Here is a 21,481-nt window from a genome sequence, read left to right on the forward strand (position 1 = left end):
TTTCTCGAGGAGCTCGGTCTCAAGGTCGGCATCATCAATGGATCATCCGGCCAAAGAAACCAAGAGACCATAGCTCGGTTCCGTGCCGATCCGCCTGAAATCCGTGCCATCGTTTCAACCGAAGCTGGCTCGGAAGGCGTCAATCTTCAAATTGCCAACGTGCTGATCAATTTCGATCTGCCTTGGAATCCGATGATCGTGGAGCAGCGTATCGGTCGCGTTCAGCGTCTCGGCTCTGAGCATAAGAACGTAATCATCTACAATGTGATGCTCGCCGGCACGTTCGAAGAATATATTGTCGGCCGTCTGATGACCAAATTGCAGATGGCGACAGATGCCATCGGCGATATCGAGTCCTTGCTCGAGGCATCGGGCGTCGGCGACGAGGAAGAGGGAGCCGGATTCGACGAAAAAATACGCGAGCTTGTGGTCGCAGCGCTCGCCGGCCACGACATGAAAGCTGCCGCAGAGAGGATCGCCCGCAGCATCGAAGCTGCCAAGAAGACCCTCGAAGAAGAACAAGAGAATATCGAGCAAACGTTAGGGTCGCAGGATGGTTACGGCTATGTCGGCCCCCAGACGCCGACGCTCGAAAAGATCAAACCTTCCATGGAGTTCGAGCCTTTCGTGCGCGCGGCCCTTACAAGCCTCGGCGGGGCCGTCAACGATATCGCTCCCGGTGTCTTGCGCGTCACTGGCAAAGGTGCCCCCGAATTCGTACGCCTCATAGAGGATGCTGGTCCCGATTATGCAAAGGTGCCGCTCTATAGGCCGGGCAGTACCGCCTTTCTTCGCCTTATTGATCGCGTCACGGCTTCCGGCCTTCATGAGGTTCAGGATATCGATCATGAACCGCGACAGCGGATAGAGCAGCTTGTCGACGAGTGGGTATCTAGCTTTAAGGGAACGAAGCCGGAGGTGACAATCCAGAGCACGCAGCGCCGGTTCGGAGGCAATGCTATTGCCCGCATACGCGCGACAACGGCTCATGACAGTTACGAGCGCATCGTGACGATTACCTGCAATCCAATCGAGCACACCCAGGCGGCCGCTGCGCTCGACGCTATGCCGGCTCTACTTCAGCAGCCCGAGGTCGCTGGTCTCAATTCAAATCTCGTTTTGGATGAAGCCAATCGCGACCCAAACGTCGTCGAATTTAACCGCTTCTATCTCGAGCGGCGCGACGCTGAACTGAGGTCGGCCGGTAAAGATGCTCGGAAGCGCAAGAAGCTGGAAGATGAATTCACGCCGCAGATTGACACAACACTTGTGGCCTTGGACGGCCAGGTGAGCCGGCGGGTAGATCTAAAGGTACGATACCAGCTAGATGGCGCGTCATATGAGAGCGACCTCGTCATCACGCCTTCCGCCGATCGGATCGACACTGCGCCGGCGCTGGAGCCATGCGCGCTGATGCGTGTAGAGGTGCCTGCCGACTGCCTCGCCGCCTGTGAACTGTCGGGCGTGCGCGCGTTAAGGCACCGATTGGCGCGCTCGGAGGTGAGCGGACGTTACGGATTACCTGAACATCTCCTTCGTTGTTCGCTTTCTGGCAAGTCGCTCCTCGTTGACGAAGCTGGCATGTCCGACATCACGAATGCTGTCGTTGACCGGACATTGCTCAAATCTTGCGCCATCACCGGCAAGAAAGGAGAGCCCGCCCATTTTGGGCAATGCGCCTTCACAAGGGCCAATGTGCTCTCGGAGCAGCTTGGGAAAAGCGAGGTTTCGGGCAAGCCCTATCGGCTTGATCAAGAGGTGTCCTCCGTGGTCTCAGGTAAGCGCGGACATGTTGGGGAATTTGTCCGCTGCCAGGAAACCAAACGCACATTGCTGCCGCGTGAGGCCGAACGCTGCGCCAAGACTGGACGGATCGTTGCACCAGACGTCCTTCAACCCTGCGACGTCACAGGCAAGCGCGTGCTGCCCAGTGAGCTTCGGACATCGTCCGTCAGCCGCAAACGTGTGCTAGCGGAGCATTTGGTCTCGAGCAATCTGTCCGACGCTATTTTCCTAGGAGATGAGGGCATCCGGTCTGCTTACGGGAAGTTCTGCGCGCCAATCGAGGCGAAGCACTGTCAGTGGAGCGGTGCCGCTACCCATCCGGATGATCTCAAGACCTGCGCTCTCTTGGGGCTTTCCGTTCATTTCCAGTATCTGTCAGACGAGTCGGGTCGTCTTCAGCCTGTTGAAGAGCTTCTCGCCGGCAGGCGCCGTGCCGTGGATGCTCGAGATCGTTGGGACATCATCCTTCCTTTGGTGTCGTCAGCGGTAAACACGAAGAGGTGCCAAATCGAGTCCGGACAACTCTCGCCCGATGGTCAAAAGCTCGCGCTCGCCGTCGAGATCAAATCCTTGCTAGGGCTCAGAACGCAACATGCGGCGATGCTCTACTCACTCAAAGACAATGCGATCCTTGGTAATATTGCGATCGTCAAGCGAGACGGACATGGCGGTTTCCGCTAGAGCATACTTCAATTCCAGTGAACGGATGTCTAACAATGGCAGATATCGAAACTATCAAGTGCAATTTCATCGGTGACTTCAAGGTCGGCGACAACATTCTGGCCAATGGCAAGGCTCTGTGTCGTTTAAGTTCGACCAACGAAGCCAATACGTTCAACAAGCTCATGGTGGTCCAAGCGGGCTCTATCGTTGAAGCGGCGCTTGATCAGATTATCTATCGAGCACAAAATTACACTACGGAAGGGGTGCCCAACATTCCGGCTGAAGTCCTCAAAAAAATCCGTGACACCGAGATCGAGCGATTTAACAACATCATTCAGGCGATGAAGACCCACAAGCTTCTCGATGGTCTGGGCGCGACCATCTACGACGACCTGCATCGCCTGCGCGAGCTTCGCAACCGCGTACATATTCAATTCGACGATAAGCCCGAGGAATTGGGCCGGAGCGACCATGACGCTTTTACCAGCAAGAATGTTGCATGGTCGCTTGATCTGTGCATCAAAATCTTGAAGCATTTGAGCGAGAAATTTCCGAGGCCCGAAAGGCTGGGCATGTTTGCCCACGACGTTTCCATTCCGAGAAGTTAGACGATAGCAGGCAAGACGTGTCATCCGCATTCAGTGAAAAGCAGGTTCACGACGCTTTGTGTGTCAAGGGCGGACTTGAATCGCTCGTTCAGGATAGTCCGGAGATTGAGAAGGCGCTCGATGAAGCGGATTACACGCCGCCGAAGATTGATCCAGCGGAGTATCCCGGTCCTGATTTCGAGCTTTGGAAATTCGTGAAGTCGCGCGCCCTGCAAAAGATCGGTCGATTGCATCGGACCATACGTTACGGCGAGTTTATCGGCAGCAAAATCAATCTTCGTACCGACGATACGAAGCCAATGCAGCTCGACCTTTTGGGGCAGCACGAACCTGGCTTATTCATTCTGGAGCTGAAGGTCGATAAAACGGCGGAGCGCAACGCGTTCTCAGAGCTGTTCGCATACAGCAATTACATCGCCGAGATGTTCGCTTTGTCGGGCAGCAAGGATATCACGAATGTTCTGGTAGCCAACTTGGACAACAAGATCACCACGCAAGCCTACCTGTACGATCTGCTGATCGCCGATCGCAACGTGATCGTCTACCGGCCCGAATTCCCGACCGCTTCATTGGACGATCTCACCCTTCACCTGCATATTCCTAGCGACGAGGATTTTAAGCATCTCACCAATTGTTTGCTGTCCCACGAGTCGATGGACTGCGTTGTCGTTTCCTTCGATGACATGGAGGGATGGTTCGATAGCAATGAAGATGGCTGCGACCTCAACGATCATACGATCGAGCATCTGAGCAAGCTAAGTACTTACGCAGCGCAGCTCATGGAAGCCGAGCGGCTTCACGGATTTTGCTTCGTCCGGAGGCGTTGGAAAGAGGTCCAGATGGGCTGTGGCAATAGCCTGATCTTTTGCGCGATCAATCCGTTTCGGATCGCTGGCCGCGAGCAATCAAATGACATTTTGGAGCAACTCGACGAAAAGCACCACTACGCATTCTTCGAAGTGCCTGAAATGGGGTTCGACAGTCGCCTTTTCGCGCTGGCGAAGCGTGCGATCAAGGATGGCCTCACCCACGATTACGACTGTGAGTTGGAAAGCGCGGTATGGAGTGCGATGGTCGTCTCCATGATCGAAGTTGTTTTTACGCACAACTTTGCTTTCCGGCCTACCGGAATTTTTCGCGAGGCCTACTCAAACTATCTGAACATGCTCTATGCCGATGAAAATGCAGGCCTGTGCGACGAGGATATCTCGGTGCTCAAGGTCAACGAGCTGTACAGCTGGTTCAACGCTTGGCAGTTCATGGAGCGGTGCGGTTTCACCGAGCCCGATCACAAGAACGGGTTGGAAGATGAGAGTGTGGGATAGCCGGGAGAGAGCTTTCTTGGCGTTATGTGCTTCTCATCACCTTATTCTAAAGCTCAACGACGCCAGCCAGGACTGTAAGGGCTGAAGCCGATGACCTCGTCGATCGTCAGCAGGATGCGTTTGATTGGGCCAAAGGAGTTCCCCGCACGGCGGCTGCTATGTCATGACCGGAATCTCGATAACTGGCCGGAGCGCTTCGAGCTGGCGTGCATATTTGCGAACGATCTTGTCGTAGAGGTCACCAAGGTGCTTGGCGTGGACACTGACGACAAGTGCGTACGGCAGATCCTCCTTCGGCGAGAAGTTACGCCCGCCGAGACGCGCGTTGTAATGAATGTCGAGAACAGGATTGCGCAGCGTCTTGCCCATGAACGTAACGCGGGTGTGGAGGCAGTTCTCCCATTTCCAGGCATCGCGGCGGAGCTCATCCTCCATCAGGCCGCTCTGTGTCTTGCCGAAGAAGCTCTTGCTGTCGGCGTGGACCTGGTTCGGATCCTTGCGCTTCTGGTCATGTGGCCTGAAGGTCGGCTCGAGCCCGGCGCGGGTGTAATTGCCGGGATGGTGCGGATCGACGCCAGTCGGATAGCAAAGCGTCGCAGTAATCGTGACCTTGCCGGGTACGGTGCCCGATGGCATGGGGATCGGGGCGCGGATATAGCGGGTCGGCGTGATTTTGCCCTGGTGGACGACGCGCACCGTGTCGTCGTCGCATAGGACGATGTTCTGTACGGATCGCGCGACACGGCCGCGGCCGACATCCTCGGCGGGATGGTCTGACGGTTGGGCCGTGTGGATGAGCAGCGCCCGGATCGCAAGCATGTCCAGGCTGTCACCGAAATGCGCGCGAACACCGGCGCCAAGGCGTAGGACCGACGGCGCGGAGAAGGACGTCCCCTCCGTGGCTTCGAATGCCGCTGCCGGTGTCTCGCTGACGACGATGAATGGCCGTTGCAGGCAACCTCCGAATTCCACGAAGTCGGGTTTGACCACACCGGGGCTGCGTCCCGGACCAATCGAGCTGTAGCCGCTGCGCTGCCACGGGGTCTCAGGGCTGTCGCATGATCCGACCGCGAGGGCATTCACGCAATCTGACGGGACCTGGATGCGGTTGAAGCCGCCCTTGGCCGGTCCGTCTCCATCGTTGCCGACGGCGATGGTCGCCAGAGTGGTGCCCGCTGACAGTCGGTCGTCGAGGACGGCGGTCCACGCATGAACGTCATCGTCTTCGATTGGAAGCCGGGGGCCGATGCTGAGGTTGATGAAATGGTAGTGCTTCTCGACCAGGACCTGGTCGATACGAGAGAGCACCTCATAGAGCTCGTGCGGATTCTGTTTTGGGGCGGTATCGAGAACGCGATAGTGGTCGACCGCCGCATACGGACGCGGAACAGGGCTTGCGGGATCGATATGCCCGAACAGGAATGCGGAGCTGACCCCCACGCCGTGCTTCTGCAAATCGGGAATGGTGCCGCCGATACCGGAGGGATCGATGGGCTTGACCCATTTGCTGATCGGATGGTTCTTCGGCATGCCACCATCGAAGATCGCGACGCGGATCTTTGGATCGATCGGACCGACAGTCGGCAACACGATGTTTTCCATCGGGACGCGCGACGAACGGAATGTCGGGCGCAGCATGCGCAGGCTCGGCATCTGCCGCAACGCGCGGACAGGTGTGAAGGTGGCGATTTCGTCAGCGAGCTCCACGGGGGCCTCGAGTTCGACAAAACACAGCCCGCCGGCCGAGAACCGTCGGCCAAGGGCCTGATCAATGCCGATCTCCTCGAGATATTCGCTGAACAGCGGAATGATCCCGTTGGAGCCAGTGCCCGCGTCACTGTGCAGGACGACCTCGAAGACAGTCTCGCCGGTTTTCGGGAGCCTGCCCTTGATCTTGTCGCGCGGCGTTGGCGCAGCCACCTGCTCGATGGTCGGCAGCTCATCGGCACCCTTCACCTCCTCACCCCACCGGGGCAGTGCGCTGCGCCAGGCGCGAAAGGCGTCGCGGCTGCCTGCAACGAACAGCTCCGTGGTGATGGTCTCTTCGGGTTCGCGACCCTTCGAGCGCTTCTGCGGCTTGATGCGCCGCGGGCGGCTTCCGATCGGCTCTAGCCCGACGGATTCGAGAGGCGTTCCGGGAAATACGATTTTGCAATGTATTCGGGGTTGAGCGTGACCGTTGCAACGGCGCGATTGTCCGGACAGGCCGCGTCCGGCAGCTGGTCGATGCCGCGGACCACGCGCGCGAGCATGGGCGCAATGCGCTCCCTCGCCTCGGAGAACGTGTAAGGATGGCTCTTCGGTGCGCCGCCGCGGACGCCTGCGACATCTTCGACAAGGCGTTCGCCCTTACCCAATAAAAAATTGCGTTTGGTCATGACGTATCTCTGCCGTTTTTCCGTTTCGTCATTTTCTTAGATTTGCCGGCGCGACTGCGGATGGTGTCACGCGCCACGCCGGTAAGCTCGCCCGCCTTGCGCTGCGAGAGGAGGCCGCGATTGACAATCGCTGTCGCCAGTTGAATGCGTTTGGCTTTGACAATCGATTTGTTGGTGAGCAGCCCGGCCAGTTGCTCTTCGAGCGGGACATTGCCTAGCGCTGCGCCACGTCTCGCGGCAGATAGATCGCGCTCGATGTCGCTGAAGGATCGGCCGGCGAAGCCCGTAGCAAGCAAACCGCTCCACTGTTTCGTTGCTGGAAAATAGGGGGCGAGTGTCGCCTCAATGAAGCGCGCAATTGCCTCCTGGTCTGGCAAAGGGAATTCAACGTGCAGCTCGAACCGGCGCCATATGGCGGGATCGAGAAGATCGGGGTGGTTGGTTGCCGCAAGGAGCACACCCGAGGTCGGCCAGTCGTCAATTTGCTGAATGAGGACCGTGACAAGCCGCTTGAGCTCGCCGATCTCACCGCGATCATCGCGGCGTTTGGCTATGGCGTCGAGTTCATCGAGAAGCAGGACACAGTCGATGGTCTTCGCGTATTCCAGAACATGGCGCAGATTGCTGCCCGTCCTGCCGAGCAGGCTGCTCATGACAGCGGCCAGGTCCAGGATGAGGAGCGGGCGCTTGAGCTCGCGCGCCAGCCATCGCGCCGCCATAGTCTTCCCGACGCCGGGAGGCCCCACGAACAAGGCCGCCCGTGTGGGATCGAGACCGGCACGGGCCAGTGCCTGCGGATTGCGACGCTCTTCCACGACCTGACGCAAGGCGCGTTCCAGCTCGGGTGAAAAGATCGGGTCGTGATCGAGAACAGGCTCGGATTCGACCCGCATCAGGTGAAGCCGGGAGTCGATGTCGACCGGCAGCGGCACTTCGGCCTGCCGGCGCAAGGGGGAAGCCGGAGAGGGCGATTCGTGAAGCAGGCTGGTGAGCGCCTCGGCGAACTGAGGCACGGCCTGGTGGTAGCGCTTGGCCGCGCGTCGCAGGACGACCTGGACGTCCTGTATGCGGCCAGTACAAGGGTTCAACAGGCCTGCACCCTAGCAGGGGTGGACGAGTTTTCACATGGAAAATGAAAACTCGCCCATAATAGAAAAAACATAAGTTATTACAATTAGATGAAGGTGGGCGAATTATATTGATTTTCGACCACGCAGCCGAATCAAGAGGCGACGCCACCACGGCAGCCGCACGCGCTCCGATGCCGGCGCCGGCCGCGGTGCAAAGGCCTGCTTGCGGATGTCGAACAGCGGATCTCCGGCCTCGTCGTGCGGGTGGTGAGGGCAGACTTGATCCTTGAGCAGCTCCATGCGGGCGTTGCGGGTGACCGTTCCCTTGTTGCCGTCGTAGTCGAGGAACACGAAGGACGGCGGGTTTTGGTACCACGGCGTAAGCACCTGGGTCAGCAAGCCGACCGTCGTCGACGCGAGCACGCCATTCGACCAGACCACCTGGGGGCGCGAGCCTGCAGCACCGTACTTGCGGGCTTCCTGCTCGAGCCTCTCGTCGGTGATGAAGCCGCAGCAGCGCATGCACGGTGCTCCCGGCATCGAGAGGATGATTTGGCCGCTGACCAGGTACCCCTCCTTGCCGAGATCGTGCACGTCCATGCCGATGTCGATGTACGGGATAAGGTGACGGCCGGCGAAACGCTCAAGCTGTTCGCGCTCGCGGAAGCCGTCGACCGCGCCGACGATGATGTCGCAGCGCTTGAGATCATCGACGGCGTTATGCCAGTCGTCCTGCACCGAGATGATCCGCGCGCCGGGATTGAGGCCGCGGATGAGGCGCGCTGCAATCGCGACCTTGGGCATGCGCGAGTCCACGTCGGCTAGCGTCCCGCCGATCAGGCGGTTGGTGTTCGTGTCCTCGATCACGTCTGGGTCGGCGTTCACATACCCGCCCACGCCCATATGCGCCGTCTGCTGCGCCACGTGCGACCCGCCGCCGCCGAGGCCGACGATGCCGATGGTTGCGCCTTCCAGGATTGCGTCACTGTTAGGCCCCAGGAAGCTTTGTCGGTCGAGGCGGCTCATGCAGCCCTCCATGTGTGAACGGGCATGCCGACCTCGGTGAAGCGGGCGATAAACGGCTGTGGCGCGTCGCGACCAAGCCAGACCTGGCCGAAGGCGGCCGTGTCGCTGAGAACGATCGCGCCGTGGACCGCATGGGGCGCGACCGACACGAAATTCGGGATGAACCTGGCGTTCTCACGGTTATCGACGCCGCTAAACCCCGGCACGCCATGGCCGCCATGCGTATGTACGTGGAAGATGGCGGCGCGGTCGTTCATGGCCCACTGGCGCGCGCGGCGGATCGCCTCGGCGCTCATCATTGCGCCGACGCTCGGGTCGCGCAGATATTCTTCATCGAGCACGGGACGGTATTCCCGGGCCAGGATCATCAGCTCGTCGTGGGCGGCGGCAAGGCCGGCGGCGATGAAACCGACGCGCTCGTGCGCGAAGGCGTGAGGGCGGCGCAGATCGGCGCGGATGCCGGCCAGCAAGGCCTTGTTGATCTTGAAATGAATGTTCATGCGACGGCCCTCAGATGCGCCAGCAACATTTGCGTCCATCGCAGCGAGGCAGGCACGTGATTCCACGACGGTGCCCACCAGTTGCGCTCGACCACGCGGTGCGGGTTCCAGTTGGCGCCGCGCCCTTCGATCTTGTCTCGAAGAACAGGCGGGTGTCGTAGCCCGAGTGAGCAAACGGCACGAGCAGCAGGTCCATGCGGTACGCAATGTCGGCCGCCATGAAGCCGAAGGAGGGCAGCAGTGCGACCGGCTGGCCGCCCTCCTTGAGGAGGACGGCCTCACGGTGCATCGCCTGCAGCCCGGCGAAGTTCGCGGGGGCGTCGGTCACGAGGAACCTCCGCAGGGCACCTGCTCGAAGAAGCGCATCCCGTCCTTGACGCGGAGCTTCTTACCGGGCTTGAGCTCGGTGAGGTTGCCTTCCTCGTTGATGACCTCGAGGACGTAGCCCTGCTGCACGCCGAACAGGTCCTTGAGCTGCTCGGTGGTGTAGGTCCCGCGAGGGATTTCCCGGGGCTTGTTCTCGAAGAACACCGTGATGAGCCGCTTCTCGGTGTGCAGGTGCTCGGTGCCGGCCTCGCTAAGGTCGAGCTCGTCGCCCCGCTTAAGCTCGACGTCGTCGCTATCGCGGTCCTGGATGATGACCTCGTCGTCGCGGACGTGGCCGATGACGCGCAGCTCCGGCTCCCCGATCTTGCGGATCCCCCATTCGAAGCCGTGGTCATTAAGGGTGAACCGGAAGATACGGTCGCTCTTGAAGGCCCGGAACGCCTCGGTGCCCGGCGCGGTCAGGTCGACCGTTTCGTCGAGCCCGATCGAGCGGGTCCCGTGACGCATCAGCTGGATCAGCACGTAATCGCCGGCCGGCTTGAAGCCCGCCTTCTCCAGGATGCGGTCGCCCTTGGGCGGCGCATCGCCGAATTCGACCGTGATGCCATTCACGGTTGTCGAGAACTTGCCGTCCGGCCCGGGGCGGCGCGCCGCTTCGGCCTCGACATGTTGGTTGCGGCCCTGGCCGCCAGTCTGGGTATTTTCCATCGTCCTAGTCCTTGCCTTTCTGCCAGCCCATCGCCAGCTCGGTAATGATAAGATAAGGCGGCGTGCAAAGAACGTCAAGCACTTTACGTGCACGCTTGACATTCTTATCGTTTGTGCTAAATACACTAACGGAATCAAGCAGTTTGGAGGACGATAGACATGGCCAAGAAGAGCGCTGAGCCCGAGGTCAAGCTCACGCTTGGACAATATCTCGCCTCAATTCGTGAAGACCGCGACCTCTCGCAGCGCGATGTCGAGAAGGCCACCGGCAAAGTCGTGTCCAATGCGTACTTGTCCCAGATCGAAAACGGTCTGATCAAAAAACCGAATCCGAACATCCTGCATGCGCTCTCGGAGCTTTACGCGATCAGCTACGAGGATCTGATGGAGCGCGCGGGCTATATCGTGCCCACGCGTTCGCGCGGCGCAGGGCAGCGCCACGGGCGCGTCGCCACCTTCGCAGGACATAACCTGACGGACGAAGAGGAAGCGAAGCTCGTCGAGTTTCTTGGATATTTGCGCAGCAGGAAGAAGCCTGGTGAAAGCTGACGACAGTAGTCTCGATCCCGAAGAGGTGCGCGCTGTGCATGCCGCTGCACGGCGCGCACTGGACCGGGCGTCGGCATGGGGTGTCTATCCCACACCCACTTCCGTCATCCTCGAAGCGGCAAGCCTGAAGATCGCGCCAAAGAGCGCATTCGACCCGCGACGGATCACGGAATTTCTGCTGGGCAAGGCCGAGAGCGCAGCCACGGCTCTCAAATCCGCAATCGCAAAGGTGTTCGGTATCTACGATGCCGGCGAGCAGTTGATCCATATCGACGACAGCGTTCACAAATCCAAGCAAAACTTTCTCAAACTGCATGAGGCAGGGCACCACGAGCTCCCTGCTCATCGCAGCGCGTTCCGGTTGTTCCACGACTGCGAAAAAACACTGGATCCTGCGATCTCCGACCTCTTTGAGCGGGAAGCAAACAACTTCGCCAGGTTCGTGCTGTTTCAGGGGGACGGTTACGCGTCGATGGCCGTCGATCACAAGTTCGAGCTGCGCACGCCGATCAAGCTGGCGGGAAAATTCGGGGCGTCGGTCTATGCCTCTTGCCGCGAGTTTGTGCGGACGCATCACCGGGCATGCGTCATCTACATCCTCGAGCCGGTCACGTACTGCGAACGCACTGGCGCCCGCGCCGAGGTACGCCGGATCGAAGCGTCGCCGGCCTATCTGAAGCAGTTTCGCCGGCCAGATGAGGACGTGATAACCCTCGATCATTCGCTCGGACGCGTACTACCGATCGGCAGGAAAATGACCCGTCCGACGACGGTTTCAATCACTGACCGTAACGGTCAGGCCCACGAATGCATTGCAGAGGCATTCAACACGACCTTCAATATCCTACTGCTGGTCTACCCGGTGAAGGCCCTTACGAGCACCACGATCATCCTTTAGGGATAAGGTGCTCGCAGCGCGGCCGCGGCTCGCCGCGCGATCGAAGATCCTAATCGGTACAGACTGAGCTCGACGACCAACTTGAAAAGGAAGTGAAGTGACGCGATTACATCGGCAACGCCAGCTGTGGTTCCGTGTCATCGACATGCTGCAGCGCCGATAGCGAGATGCCCAGAAGCCGCACCGGCTTAGGGAGCGGCATCTCGTTCTGCAGCAAAGCGACCGATAGGCATTCCAGCTCGCTGCGGCTCGACACCACGATGGGTACGGATCTGCTTCGCGTGATAATCTCGAAGTCGTTGAACTTCATTTTCAGAGTCAAGGTGCGTCCCCGGTTGCCAGCGCCCTCGCAGTATCGCCAGACCTTGTCGATGAGCGGCTTCAGTTCGACAATCATGGCGTCGAAGTCGGTAAGGTCGGCGGAGAATGTGTTCTCCGCACCGACTGACTTTCGTATTCGGTCGGCGCGGACTTCGCGATTATCGACGCCTCTCGATATCCAATAGTAGTGTTTGCCCGCTTTGCCGAAATTTGCCTGCATGAAATCGAGCGACTGATTGCGCATGTCGAGGCCGGTGTAGAGACCCAAGGAATTCATCTTGGCGCTGGTAGCCGGACCGATGCCGTGGAATTTGCCCACGGGTAAGGCTTCGACGAAGGGCGGCCCCATCTCCGGCGTGATGACGTACTGGCCGTTCGGCTTGCGGTGGTCTGAGGCGAGCTTCGCCAGAAACTTGTTGTAGGAGATCCCGGCGGATGCGTTGAGGCCGGTTACCTCCTTGATCTTCGTACGGATCGCCAACGCGACGTCTCGGGCTAACGGAATGCGCTGCAGATTTTCCGTGACGTCTAGGTAGGCTTCGTAAAGCGACAACGGTTCGATGATTGGGGTGTGCTCCGCGAAGATCTCGCGGATCTGCTGGGAGACCGCCTTGTAGATTTCGAAACGGGGTTTCACGAAGATCAGGTCCGGGCACTGCCGCTTGACTGTCACCGATGGCATGGCCGATCGGACACCGAATTTGCGCGCTTCGTAGCTGGCCGCCGCCACGACGCCGCGCTCCCGGGATCCTCCAACGGCGACCGGCTTGCCGCGCAGATCCGGATTGTCCCGCTGCTCGACCGACGCATAGAAGGCGTCCATGTCGATGTGAATGATCTTACGCTGGCGGCTCGGGGAGGCTGCCTGGTCGTCATCGTCCTCGATGGTCACGTCGCTAGCCCGGCCGTGTCTTCCTTGACGCCACGGGCGACAATCCGGAGCATTCCGTCGGCAAGCGGCCGCTGCAGCTTTAGCGCCTCGTCCGGAGGAGCCATCATCCAGGCCTCGACCTCGTCCGGCGTCGTCAGGATCAACGGCATTGCCCTCGGGTGGATGGCACCGACCTCGGCGTTCGGCTCTGTCGTGAGGAACGCGTACAGGTCGTTGGTCGTCTCACCTTCCTTGACCTTGCGGACGGACGTCCAGTTGGTCCAGATGCCGGCGAAACAGGCGAGGGGACGGGTCTCATCAAGCGCGAACCAGATGTCGCCGCCCTCGGCCTTGTTGAACTCGCTGAACGAGTTGAATGGCACCACGCAGCGATTTTCGGTCCCCAGCCATCGCGTCCAGTGCTTGCTCTTCACGTTGCGGATGTTGGTCGTGCCGCCGTCCGGCTCCATTCTGAGCAATTCCTTGAAATCCACCGCCTTGCCCTTGGCCTGAAGCTTCTCGGCTCGCTTCCTCGTGGCATCCATCAGCGCTTTTGACGACGATGGCATGCCCCAGCGCGCCGTGGCGAGCTCGCGGCCCTCGGCTCCGTTGCGCACGATCGGTGCCTTGTAGTCCGGAAATACCCCCGGCATCGGCGCCAGATTTCCAACGTATCGGTTCACGACGCGGAACAGCGCGCTGATGGCAGCTTGGTTGGTCGTGATCGAGTAAAGATTGCACATCGGTCAGGATTCGGCTCGAGGGTGGCGCGGCTGCCGTGTCAACTGTAGCAGAGTCGCGGATGGACGCCGGCCCGCCCCGGCGCATTTGCGGCAGCGCAGCCGGCTGGCGAGATCGTGCACGAAGGTGGTCGGAGAGTGTTTCATCGCTGCGAGGTCCACGTCGCTCGCCGTCTTGCAGCGCGCACACCTGATCTCCAGCCAGGGGAAGCCTCCGTTCACGGCCTGATCGATGGTCGGCGACGGATCAATCGGTTCGCCGTCACTCCACATCCGCTCGTTCCAGCTTTCGCAAAGCAGCCTGTCGGCCTGCTGGATCATCGCCTCACCTTTGGCCCGCATCTCCGCCGATTGGATCGCCAAGATGCTCGCCATCGCGCGCGCCTTGCCGAGCTCTTTTGCAAGAGCCTTGCGATCGCCGCCCGACAGGGGCGTAGGGTGATACTTCGGGGCCATCCGCACATCCAGGCGCAACGATCGGATCGGCAAATCCTGAGCGACTACGGCGTCTCGAACGCTGGCCAGCACCCGTCTTCCTCATGCCTGCCGGTGCGCTGCTGGCAGGTGTTGTCGAGCAACCGCTGCGCCACGTCCTTCCAGATTGCGTTGGCGCCATACAAGCGGACGGCATCGGCGGTCTGGATTTCCACGGTCCGCTCGCAGCGGCGGCAGGAGATGCGCAGCACGTGGGCCTTGATTTCCGAAAGGCGTCGCTGTCGGGCCTGGGCCACGGTCGCGCCGGCGCGAGGGTCTTTGAGGACCGATTCCCAATATCCGGCCGGGACGGGCGCATCTGGAGCCGCAGCCGAGGGCGCTCGTCTACGGTCGGCTTCAGCGGCCAGTTTTTCATCTGCTTCGGGGTCGGCATGCGCCAGCTCGCGGGTCGATCGGTCATGCCTGAATTAGAACATAACAAGAACAAATGTCGAGTCCGTCCAAGAGGTGGATGAGAAAAATCCTCCTGTGGGGCGGGTCGATGCGCTGAACGCCGAGCAGGCCAAGCTGGAAACCGACTACCAGGACGCCGACGAATTGCCCGAAGAGGTTGATCAGCGTCTTGGCGAGATCGAGTCGGCACTGGCGGCTTTCGAAGACCGGCCGATGCTTTACGAACCGACCGAGATCGCCCGAGCTGGCGTCTTCATCAGCATCGATTCCGAAGGACGCCTCTCCGTGGACCGGGGTTACGTCCGGTCAGAGGACGAGGTGCCGGCAACTGATTGCCACGTCGGGCAAGACGCCGGTGCGTTGTCGACCGAAGGTCAGGAAGAGGGCGCTTCCGTTCAGCGGACGGTGATCGCGGTCGCGGGTAATGCTCCCGATGCTGAAGAAGATGATGAGGATGCGGCCAGGCCTCTGCCGGATCGGCTGATCACCGAGCTGACGGCGCATCGTACGCTGGCACTGCGGGATGCACTGGCAGAAAATCCTGCGATCGCGTTCCAGGCGGTGCTGCATAATTTCGTGCTGACGGCCTTTTACCGGTTCGCCTCGTCCGGAAGCTGTCTCGAGATCAGCCTTCGGACGCCGAACTTTTCAACTCAAGCTCCGGGGCTGAGAGAAAGCGTCTCCGCCAAGGCCGTCGAGGCGCGGCATGAGGCCTGGAAGGCAAGGTTGCCGAAGAGCGAGAACGATCTCTGGGATGCGCTGACGACTCTCGATGGTGGTGCACAGGCGTCGCTGTTCGCCCACTGTGCATCATTTGCGGTCAATGCCGTCTATGAGCCGGCCAACCGCTACAATCAGGGCCGGGTCTCCGCTCACGGTGTCCGCACCCGTCTCGACCAAGCGGATGTGCTGGCGCGCGCGATCGGGCTCGACATGGTGCAGGCTGGCTGGCGGCCGACCGTCGACAACTATCTCGGCCGGGTCACCAAGCCACGAATTCTGGAGGCGGTGCGTGAAGCCAAGGGCGAGTCGTCGGCGCAATTGATCGATCATCTCAAGAAGGCCGACATGGCCAAGGAGGCCGAGCGTCTTCTGGATGGCTCGGGCTGGTTGCCGGAGCCGCTGCGTCTCGTCGATCTCGATGCGGCGCCAGTGGGGCAGGAGGGCGAAGCAGGTCCGCTGCCCGAATTCCTTGCCGACGAGGAGGCTCAGGAGAACGCCCGCGACGATTATCCTCAACGGCTCGATGCGGCTGAGTGAACATCATCGATTGGATGGCTCGGGTCGTCCCGCAGTTGCTTGGGGACCGTGTATAGCGCCGGTCCCCATTCTTATGGGCGAGGGCGTGAGAGGGAGAGCCGGGCCGGGAAGGGTTTGAGCCGTTAGGTCAAAGGAGAGCGCCTGGTGGTTCGACCCATTCCTGCTCCCCGAAGGAAATCCTGTCATGACTGAATCTCTCGCGGGCGGCGCTGCCGCCGCGCCGCTCTCGATGCGTGCCGCTGCTACTCTCACCTCTGCTGCTATCAAGGCCGCCCGACAGCTCTTGACTGATCTCGAACGCGGCCGTCGCATTGATGCCGCCGTCCTGCGTGGCGCCATGGAAGCGGCCTTCGGCGCCTCGGATGCGGCCGGCGCCTGGAACTGGAAGACCGCGTATGACGTCTGCGAGGCGGCAACAGTTCTATTCCTTCGCAAGTTCGGTCCGGCCATGCGCGCCGAGGCTGGCTCGACGGCTGCCATGCTGCCGATGCTCGCGAGAATCGCGAGCTGTCTGCCGACCCATACGCGGCGCTCCGAGGACAGTCAGGCGCTCCAGCAATTTTCGACGCCGATCCCGCTTGGGCTGGCCGCATGCACCGCGGCCGGCATTACGCCTGTCGACCGCGTTCTGGAGCCATCCGCTGGGACCGGCTTGCTCGCAATCCTTGCCGAGCTCGCCGGCGGCTCTCTGATGTTGAACGAGTTGGCAGAGGGCCGCGCAGCGCTGCTCGATCATCTGTTCGCCAACGTTGAGGTCACCCGGTTCGACGCCGCGCAGATTGATGATCATCTCGACGCGAACGTTGTGCCGAGCGTCGTTCTGATGAACCCGCCGTTCTCCGCGGTAACGAATGTCGATCGACGGATGGCGGACGCCGCCTTCCGGCACATCGCTTCGGCGCTCGCGCGCCTTTGCGACGGTGGACGCCTCGTCGCCATCGCTGGCGCGGGCCTTGCGCCGGATAACCCTACGTGGCTAGAGGCCTTTGTTCGCCTCCAGGAGCGCGGGCGGGTCGTGTTTTCTGCCGCGATCGACGGCGCCGTCTACGCCAAGCACGGCACTCAGACGGACGCGCGGTTGCTTGTGATCGACAAGCTGCCTGCTGCCGATCCGAAGGCTTTTCCTGCCTCGCAAGGCATGGCTGGCGATGTCGCCACCTTGCTCAATTGGGTAACCCAGCATGTGTCTCCGAGGCTGCCCCTCGCCGCGCCGGTCGTGGCCGATGTCGTCAGGCGGCGTGCGATGTCTCGATCAGCGGGCGCTTCCGCATCACGTCTGTCGTCCACTTCGGAAAGTGCAGCGCCAAATGGCGTCGAACTAACGTACGAGACGGTCGAATGGTCGCCGCCGGACGGCGCCCGGCTAACCGACGCGCTCTATGAGGAGTACGGATTGCAGTCGATCCGTATTCCCGGATCATGCGCACATCCGACCAAGCTCGTGCAGTACGCGGCGATGGCCTCCCTTGCGCCACCGAAGCCCTCCTATCGTCCGCATCTGCGTTCAAGCCTGGTCGCAGACGGAGTTCTGTCGGATGCCCAGATCGAGAGCGTTATTTATGCCGGCGAGGCGCATTCCGAATTTCTCGCGGGCTCCTGGACCGTCGATGCGACCTTTGACCTTGTGGCCGCCGCGCGCGACGACGCAGAAGATGCCGTCCGCTTTCGCCGCGGCTGGTTCTTGGGTGATGGGACCGGTGCGGGCAAGGGCCGGCAGGTCGCCGGCATCCTGCTCGACAATTGGCTCAAGGGCCGCCGCCGTGCTGTCTGGATCAGCAAATCCGACAAGCTGATCGAAGATGCGCAGCGCGACTGGTCCGCGCTCGGCATGGAGCGACTGCTCGTTACGCCCCTGTCCCGGTTCCGCCAGGGCACACCGATCCGGCTTTCGGAAGGCGTCCTTTTTGCCACCTACGCCACGCTACGCACCGACGAGCGTGGCGAGAAGCTTTCACGCGTAAGTCAGATCGTTGAATGGTTGGGCTCCGACTTCGACGGAGTGATCGTCTTCGACGAGAGCCATGCCATGCAGAATGCGGTCGGCGGCAAGGGCGAGCGCGGCGACCAGGCGGCCTCTCAGCAGGGGCGCGCGGGCCTGAGGCTCCAGCACGCCCTGCCCAATGCTCGCGTGGTTTATGTGTCGGCGACGGGCGCTACCACGGTCCACAACCTAGCTTATGCCCAACGCCTGGGCCTTTGGGGCGGCGCCGACTTCCCATTCGCCACGCGCGCCGAGTTCGTCGAAGCGATCGAGCAGGGCGGGGTCGCGGCGATGGAGGTGCTGGCCCGTGATCTCAAGGCGCTCGGCCTCTACGCGGCCCGCTCGCTCTCTTACGAAGGCGTCGAGTATGAGCTCCTCGAGCACCAGCTTACGCCGGAGCAGGTCCGCATCTACGACGCCTATACCAGTGCGTTCAGCGTCATCCATAACAACCTCGACGCTGCGATGCGGGCCGCCAACATCACCGGCGAAACCGGAACGCTGAACGGGCAGGCAAAGTCCGCGGCCCGATCCGCCTTCGAGAGCGCCAAGCAGCGCTTCTTCGGCCATCTGCTGACCTCGATGAAGACGCCGTCGCTCATCCGATCGATCGACCGCGATCTAGACGCCGGCCATGCCGCTGTCATCCAGATTGTTTCAACGGGCGAAGCGCTGATGGAGCGCCGGCTCGCCGAGATCTCGACCGAGGATTGGGGCGACGTCCAGGTCGATATCACCCCGCGCGAGTATGTGCTCGACTATCTCGCCCATTCCTTCCCGGTCCAGCTCTACGAGCCGTTCACCGACTCTGAGGGCAACCTATGCTCTCGGCCCGTCTATCGCAACGGACAGCCAGTCGAGAGCCGGGAAGCCGTCGCACGCCGCGATCGCCTCATCGAGAAACTCGCCTCGCTGCCTCCGGTACCCGGCGCGCTGGATCAAATCGTGCAGCGCTTCGGCACCGGCACGGTCGCCGAAGTGACTGGCCGCTCGCGACGGGTCATCCGAAAGGGCGAGCGCTTGGTGGTCGAGAACCGCGCGGATTCGGCCAATCTCGCTGAGACCTCGGCGTTTATGGATGACGTCAAGCGCATCCTTGTGTTCTCCGACGCGGGCGGCACGGGGAGGAGCTACCACGCCGAGTTGTCGGCCCGGAATCGCCGCTTGCGGGTTCATTACCTGCTCGAACCCGGCTGGAAGGCGGATGCTGCGATCCAAGGTCTCGGTCGAACCAACCGGACCAATCAGGCGCAGCCGCCGCTGTTTCGCCCGATCGCGACCGACGTGAAGGCCGAAAAGCGATTTCTCAGCACCATTGCCCGCCGGCTCGACACGTTGGGGGCCATCACGCGCGGCCAGCGCCAGACCGGAGGGCAGGGTCTATTCCGGCCGGAGGACAATCTCGAAAGTCAGTACGGGCGCGATGCGTTGCGTCAACTCTACACGCTGCTCGTCCGAGGCAAGGTCGAAGGTTGCTCGCTCGAGAGGTTCGAGGATGCGACCGGCCTGAAACTGACGGATATCAATGGCCTTAGGGATGACCTGCCGCCGATCACGACCTTCCTGAATAGGTTATTGGCGCTCACCATCGACCTGCAGAATGTCCGGTTCACCGCCTTCGAGCAGCTCTTGACCGCTCGGATCGAGGGCGCTGTCGCGTCGGGCACCTACGACCTCGGGCTGGAAACGCTCCGCGCCGAAAGCTTTGTCGTCACCGACCGGCGGACGATCTATGTCCATCCGGGCATCAGCGCCGAGACCCGGCTGCTCACAATCATCCAGCGCCAGCGTAACCATCCTGTTGGTTTGGATGACGCCCTTGCTCGTCTTTCTAGTCATGCTGTCCTGCTGATCAACGAGCGCTCGGGCAGGGCGGCCGTGCAGGTCCCGGCCTCGAGCATCATGCTCGACGACGGCGAGATCGAGAGCCGCGTCCGGTTGATCCGACCGATGGAGCAGCACCAGGTCCCCTTGAACATGATGGTGGAGAGCCATTGGGTTGAAGCGGATCGCGAGCGCTTTGCCGCTGCCTGGCTGGCGGAGCTTGCCGAGGTGCCGGAGTTCACGGAAAGCACGATACACGTCGTTGCGGAACTGCTGCTACCCATCTGGAAGCGGCTGCCGAACGAATCGACCCGCGTCTATCGGCTCCAGACCGATGCGGGCGAACGCATCATCGGGCGCAAGGTTTCGGCCGCGTGGGTCGCAAGCGTCCTTGCGACGGACGCGCCTGCGCTGACGCCAGGCGCTGCCTTTGCCGCCCTGATGGAGGGACGGACCGTCCTCGAACTCGCGGAAGAACTCCAGCTTCGCCGCGTTCGGGTGATGGGGGCTTACCGCATCGAGCTGTCGGGCTTCAACGACACGATGCGCGATCGCCTGCGGGCTTACGGTCTCTTTGGGGAGATCATCTCCTGGAAGCTGCGCATGTTCGTGCCCACGGACACGAGCGGTGTCGAGATCCTGTCGAGAGTGCTCGACACCTATCCGGTGGCGCGCATCGGCGAGCGGGAGGCCGCCTGATGTCCCGCGATGCTTCCGAACTGGCACGCCGCCTCTCGCGCGAGGCTGAGGCGGTGTGTCGACACTATCTCTCCAATGGCAGGCGGGCGGGGCGGTACTGGCTGGTCGGCGACGTTCACAACACGCCGGGCCGCTCGTTGTTCGTGCGGCTGCACGAATCGCTGAAGGGACCCGCTGGGAAATGGACCGACGCCGCAACGGGCGAACATGGTGATCTCCTCGACATCATCCGCGAAAGTCTGGCCTTGCGAGACTTTCGCGAGGTCGCCGAGGAGGCGAGGCGGTTTCTAAAGCTGCCTCGTTCAAAGCCGCAATTCGCTCCGAAAACCATTCGTCCGGTCGTGCCGGCCGGTTCGCAGGAAGCCGCTCGTCGGCTCTTTGCGATATCCAGCCCGATTGAAGGGACACTAGCTGAGGCGTACTTGCAGCGCCGCAGAATTACTTGCATCAACCATGGTGGCAGCTTGCGCTTCCATCCTCGTTGCTACTATCGACCAGACGAGCATTCGTCGATCGAAACCTGGCCAGCGATGATAGCCTGTGTCACCGACCTCGATGGACGGATCACAGGCGTACACCGCACTTGGCTCGATCCAGACGGTTTTGATCGCGTGCGGCTCGGCAAGGCTCCGATCGACACACCGCGACGCGCCATGGGTGACCTGCTCGGCAACGCCGTTCGCTTCGGCGTGGTCGATGATGTGCTCGCTGCCGGCGAGGGAATCGAGACCATGCTGTCACTGCGTTACGCACTGCCAGCCCTGCCCATGGCCGCCGCGCTTTCGGCCAATCATCTCGCAGCCATGTTGCTGCCGTCTGGCCTGCGTCGGCTCTATATCGCCCGCGATGACGATGCTGCCGGAGATGCCGTACAGGCTATTCTTACGCAGCGCGCGGAAGCGGTCGGCATTGAAGCGATTGCGCTGTCGCCTCGGGTGGGCGACTTCAACGACGATCTGCACTTATTGGGTCTTGATGCTCTGCGGGCAGCGTTGCGGCCTCAACTCGTACCAGAGGATGTCCTCCGCTTCCTGCATCCGTAGACCTTCAAGCGATAGGG

At 61.3% G+C, this 21,481-nt stretch carries 17 protein-coding genes and 2 pseudogenes; 8 read left to right on the top strand and 11 right to left on the bottom strand.

Annotated elements, in window-relative coordinates:
• From ACM43_RS13415 to ACM43_RS13425, 3 genes are all read left to right on the top strand, one after another.
• Positions 1-2,466, top strand: a 2,466-nt coding sequence (locus ACM43_RS13415) for a helicase-related protein (RefSeq protein ID WP_271540566.1), incomplete at its 5' end; no start/stop codon positions are given.
• Positions 2,467-2,501: 35 nt separating this feature from the next.
• Entirely contained in the window at positions 2,502-3,056 is a 555-nt protein-coding gene (locus tag ACM43_RS13420; RefSeq protein ID WP_271540568.1) for a hypothetical protein, read from the top strand.
• 17 nt (positions 3,057-3,073) lie between these two features.
• Entirely contained in the window at positions 3,074-4,381 is a 1,308-nt protein-coding gene (locus ACM43_RS13425) for a hypothetical protein (protein WP_271540570.1), read from the top strand.
• 156 nt (positions 4,382-4,537) lie between these two features.
• Here the strand turns inward: ACM43_RS13425 and ACM43_RS13430 are convergent, their stop codons facing one another.
• The 7 genes from ACM43_RS13430 to ACM43_RS13460 all read right to left on the bottom strand — a co-directional run bounded on the left by ACM43_RS13430 (position 4,538) and on the right by ACM43_RS13460 (position 10,390).
• Positions 4,538-6,337 (bottom strand): S8 family peptidase, encoded by a 1,800-nt coding sequence (locus ACM43_RS13430; RefSeq protein ID WP_271540572.1) that lies wholly within the window; start codon positions 6,335-6,337, stop codon positions 4,538-4,540.
• Between the two features lie 152 nt (positions 6,338-6,489).
• Positions 6,490-6,759: a hypothetical protein gene (locus ACM43_RS13435; protein WP_271540574.1), complete on the bottom strand. Its 270-nt coding sequence runs from the start codon at positions 6,757-6,759 to the stop codon at positions 6,490-6,492.
• Positions 6,756-7,847 (bottom strand): AAA family ATPase, encoded by a 1,092-nt coding sequence (locus tag ACM43_RS13440; RefSeq protein ID WP_271540577.1) that lies wholly within the window; start codon positions 7,845-7,847, stop codon positions 6,756-6,758. The genes ACM43_RS13435 and ACM43_RS13440 overlap by 4 nt, the downstream gene beginning before the upstream one ends.
• 105 nt (positions 7,848-7,952) lie before the next feature.
• On the bottom strand, positions 7,953-8,855 hold the full coding sequence (locus tag ACM43_RS13445; protein WP_271540580.1) for a HesA/MoeB/ThiF family protein: 903 nt from the start codon (positions 8,853-8,855) through the stop codon (positions 7,953-7,955).
• Positions 8,852-9,355 carry a hypothetical protein gene (locus tag ACM43_RS13450; RefSeq protein ID WP_271540581.1) on the bottom strand — a complete coding sequence of 168 codons (504 nt, stop codon included), beginning with the start codon at positions 9,353-9,355 and terminating at the stop codon, positions 8,852-8,854. The genes ACM43_RS13445 and ACM43_RS13450 overlap by 4 nt, the downstream gene beginning before the upstream one ends.
• 10 nt (positions 9,356-9,365) lie before the next feature.
• Complete coding sequence (locus tag ACM43_RS13455) at positions 9,366-9,683, bottom strand: hypothetical protein (RefSeq protein ID WP_271540583.1); 318 nt, start codon at positions 9,681-9,683, stop codon at positions 9,366-9,368.
• Positions 9,680-10,390, bottom strand: coding sequence for a multiubiquitin domain-containing protein (locus tag ACM43_RS13460; RefSeq protein WP_271540585.1), 711 nt, complete (start codon positions 10,388-10,390; stop codon positions 9,680-9,682). Before ACM43_RS13460 ends, ACM43_RS13455 begins: the two co-directional genes overlap by 4 nt.
• A gap of 159 nt (positions 10,391-10,549) precedes the next feature.
• Here ACM43_RS13460 and ACM43_RS13465 point away from each other — a divergent pair, with 159 nt between their 5' ends.
• Both ACM43_RS13465 and ACM43_RS13470 read left to right on the top strand, forming a co-directional pair.
• A complete protein-coding gene (locus ACM43_RS13465) occupies positions 10,550-10,939 on the top strand; it encodes a helix-turn-helix domain-containing protein (protein WP_271540587.1) in 390 nt (129 codons plus the stop codon).
• Positions 10,929-11,837 carry an ImmA/IrrE family metallo-endopeptidase gene (locus ACM43_RS13470; RefSeq protein WP_271540589.1) on the top strand — a complete coding sequence of 303 codons (909 nt, stop codon included), beginning with the start codon at positions 10,929-10,931 and terminating at the stop codon, positions 11,835-11,837. Before ACM43_RS13465 ends, ACM43_RS13470 begins: the two co-directional genes overlap by 11 nt.
• A 106-nt stretch (positions 11,838-11,943) precedes the next feature.
• Here ACM43_RS13470 and dinB read toward each other — a convergent pair whose 3' ends face one another.
• The 4 genes and pseudogenes from dinB to ACM43_RS13490 all read right to left on the bottom strand — a co-directional run bounded on the left by dinB (position 11,944) and on the right by ACM43_RS13490 (position 14,664).
• Positions 11,944-13,050 carry a DNA polymerase IV gene (gene dinB / locus ACM43_RS13475; RefSeq protein WP_271540591.1) on the bottom strand — a complete coding sequence of 369 codons (1,107 nt, stop codon included), beginning with the start codon at positions 13,048-13,050 and terminating at the stop codon, positions 11,944-11,946.
• A complete protein-coding gene (locus ACM43_RS13480; RefSeq protein WP_271540592.1) occupies positions 13,047-13,772 on the bottom strand; it encodes an SOS response-associated peptidase in 726 nt (241 codons plus the stop codon). Before ACM43_RS13480 ends, dinB begins: the two co-directional genes overlap by 4 nt.
• A gap of 3 nt (positions 13,773-13,775) precedes the next feature.
• Positions 13,776-14,225, bottom strand: a complete 450-nt coding sequence (locus ACM43_RS13485) for a hypothetical protein (protein WP_271540639.1) — start codon at positions 14,223-14,225, stop codon at positions 13,776-13,778.
• A gap of 44 nt (positions 14,226-14,269) precedes the next feature.
• Positions 14,270-14,664: pseudogene (locus ACM43_RS13490) on the bottom strand (hypothetical protein).
• An 80-nt stretch (positions 14,665-14,744) separates the two neighbouring features.
• On the opposite strand from ACM43_RS13490, the pseudogene ACM43_RS13495 reads away from it, so the two are divergent.
• From ACM43_RS13495 to ACM43_RS13505, 3 genes and pseudogenes are all read left to right on the top strand, one after another.
• Positions 14,745-15,917, top strand: a pseudogene (locus tag ACM43_RS13495) (DNA-binding protein); the annotation flags it as partial.
• 184 nt (positions 15,918-16,101) lie between these two features.
• Complete coding sequence (locus tag ACM43_RS13500) at positions 16,102-20,421, top strand: strawberry notch-like NTP hydrolase domain-containing protein (RefSeq protein ID WP_271540594.1); 4,320 nt, start codon at positions 16,102-16,104, stop codon at positions 20,419-20,421.
• A complete protein-coding gene (locus ACM43_RS13505) occupies positions 20,421-21,464 on the top strand; it encodes a DUF7146 domain-containing protein (RefSeq protein WP_271540596.1) in 1,044 nt (347 codons plus the stop codon). Before ACM43_RS13500 ends, ACM43_RS13505 begins: the two co-directional genes overlap by 1 nt.
• The last annotated feature ends 17 nt before the right edge of the window (positions 21,465-21,481 follow it).

Origin of the sequence: Bradyrhizobium sp. CCBAU 45321 (genome assembly GCF_028128975.1) — a bacterium.
In the GTDB taxonomy this organism is placed as follows: Bacteria; Pseudomonadota; Alphaproteobacteria; order Rhizobiales; family Xanthobacteraceae; genus Bradyrhizobium; species Bradyrhizobium yuanmingense.

What these genes read in the sequence shown, in the direction of transcription:
- ACM43_RS13435 (WP_271540574.1), bottom strand. Translation starts at nt 6,759, where the DNA reads ATGACCAAACGCAATTTTTTATTGGGTAAGGGCGAACGCCTTGTCGAA.
- ACM43_RS13505 (WP_271540596.1), top strand. Translation starts at nt 20,421, where the DNA reads ATGTCCCGCGATGCTTCCGAACTGGCACGCCGCCTCTCGCGCGAGGCT.
- ACM43_RS13450 (WP_271540581.1), bottom strand. Translation starts at nt 9,355, where the DNA reads ATGAACATTCATTTCAAGATCAACAAGGCCTTGCTGGCCGGCATCCGC.
- ACM43_RS13500 (WP_271540594.1), top strand. Translation starts at nt 16,102, where the DNA reads ATGACTGAATCTCTCGCGGGCGGCGCTGCCGCCGCGCCGCTCTCGATG.
- ACM43_RS13445 (WP_271540580.1), bottom strand. Translation starts at nt 8,855, where the DNA reads ATGAGCCGCCTCGACCGACAAAGCTTCCTGGGGCCTAACAGTGACGCA.
- ACM43_RS13485 (WP_271540639.1), bottom strand. Translation starts at nt 14,225, where the DNA reads ATGGCCCCGAAGTATCACCCTACGCCCCTGTCGGGCGGCGATCGCAAG.
- ACM43_RS13460 (WP_271540585.1), bottom strand. Translation starts at nt 10,390, where the DNA reads ATGGAAAATACCCAGACTGGCGGCCAGGGCCGCAACCAACATGTCGAG.
- ACM43_RS13480 (WP_271540592.1), bottom strand. Translation starts at nt 13,772, where the DNA reads ATGTGCAATCTTTACTCGATCACGACCAACCAAGCTGCCATCAGCGCG.
- ACM43_RS13465 (WP_271540587.1), top strand. Translation starts at nt 10,550, where the DNA reads ATGGCCAAGAAGAGCGCTGAGCCCGAGGTCAAGCTCACGCTTGGACAA.
- ACM43_RS13420 (WP_271540568.1), top strand. Translation starts at nt 2,502, where the DNA reads ATGGCAGATATCGAAACTATCAAGTGCAATTTCATCGGTGACTTCAAG.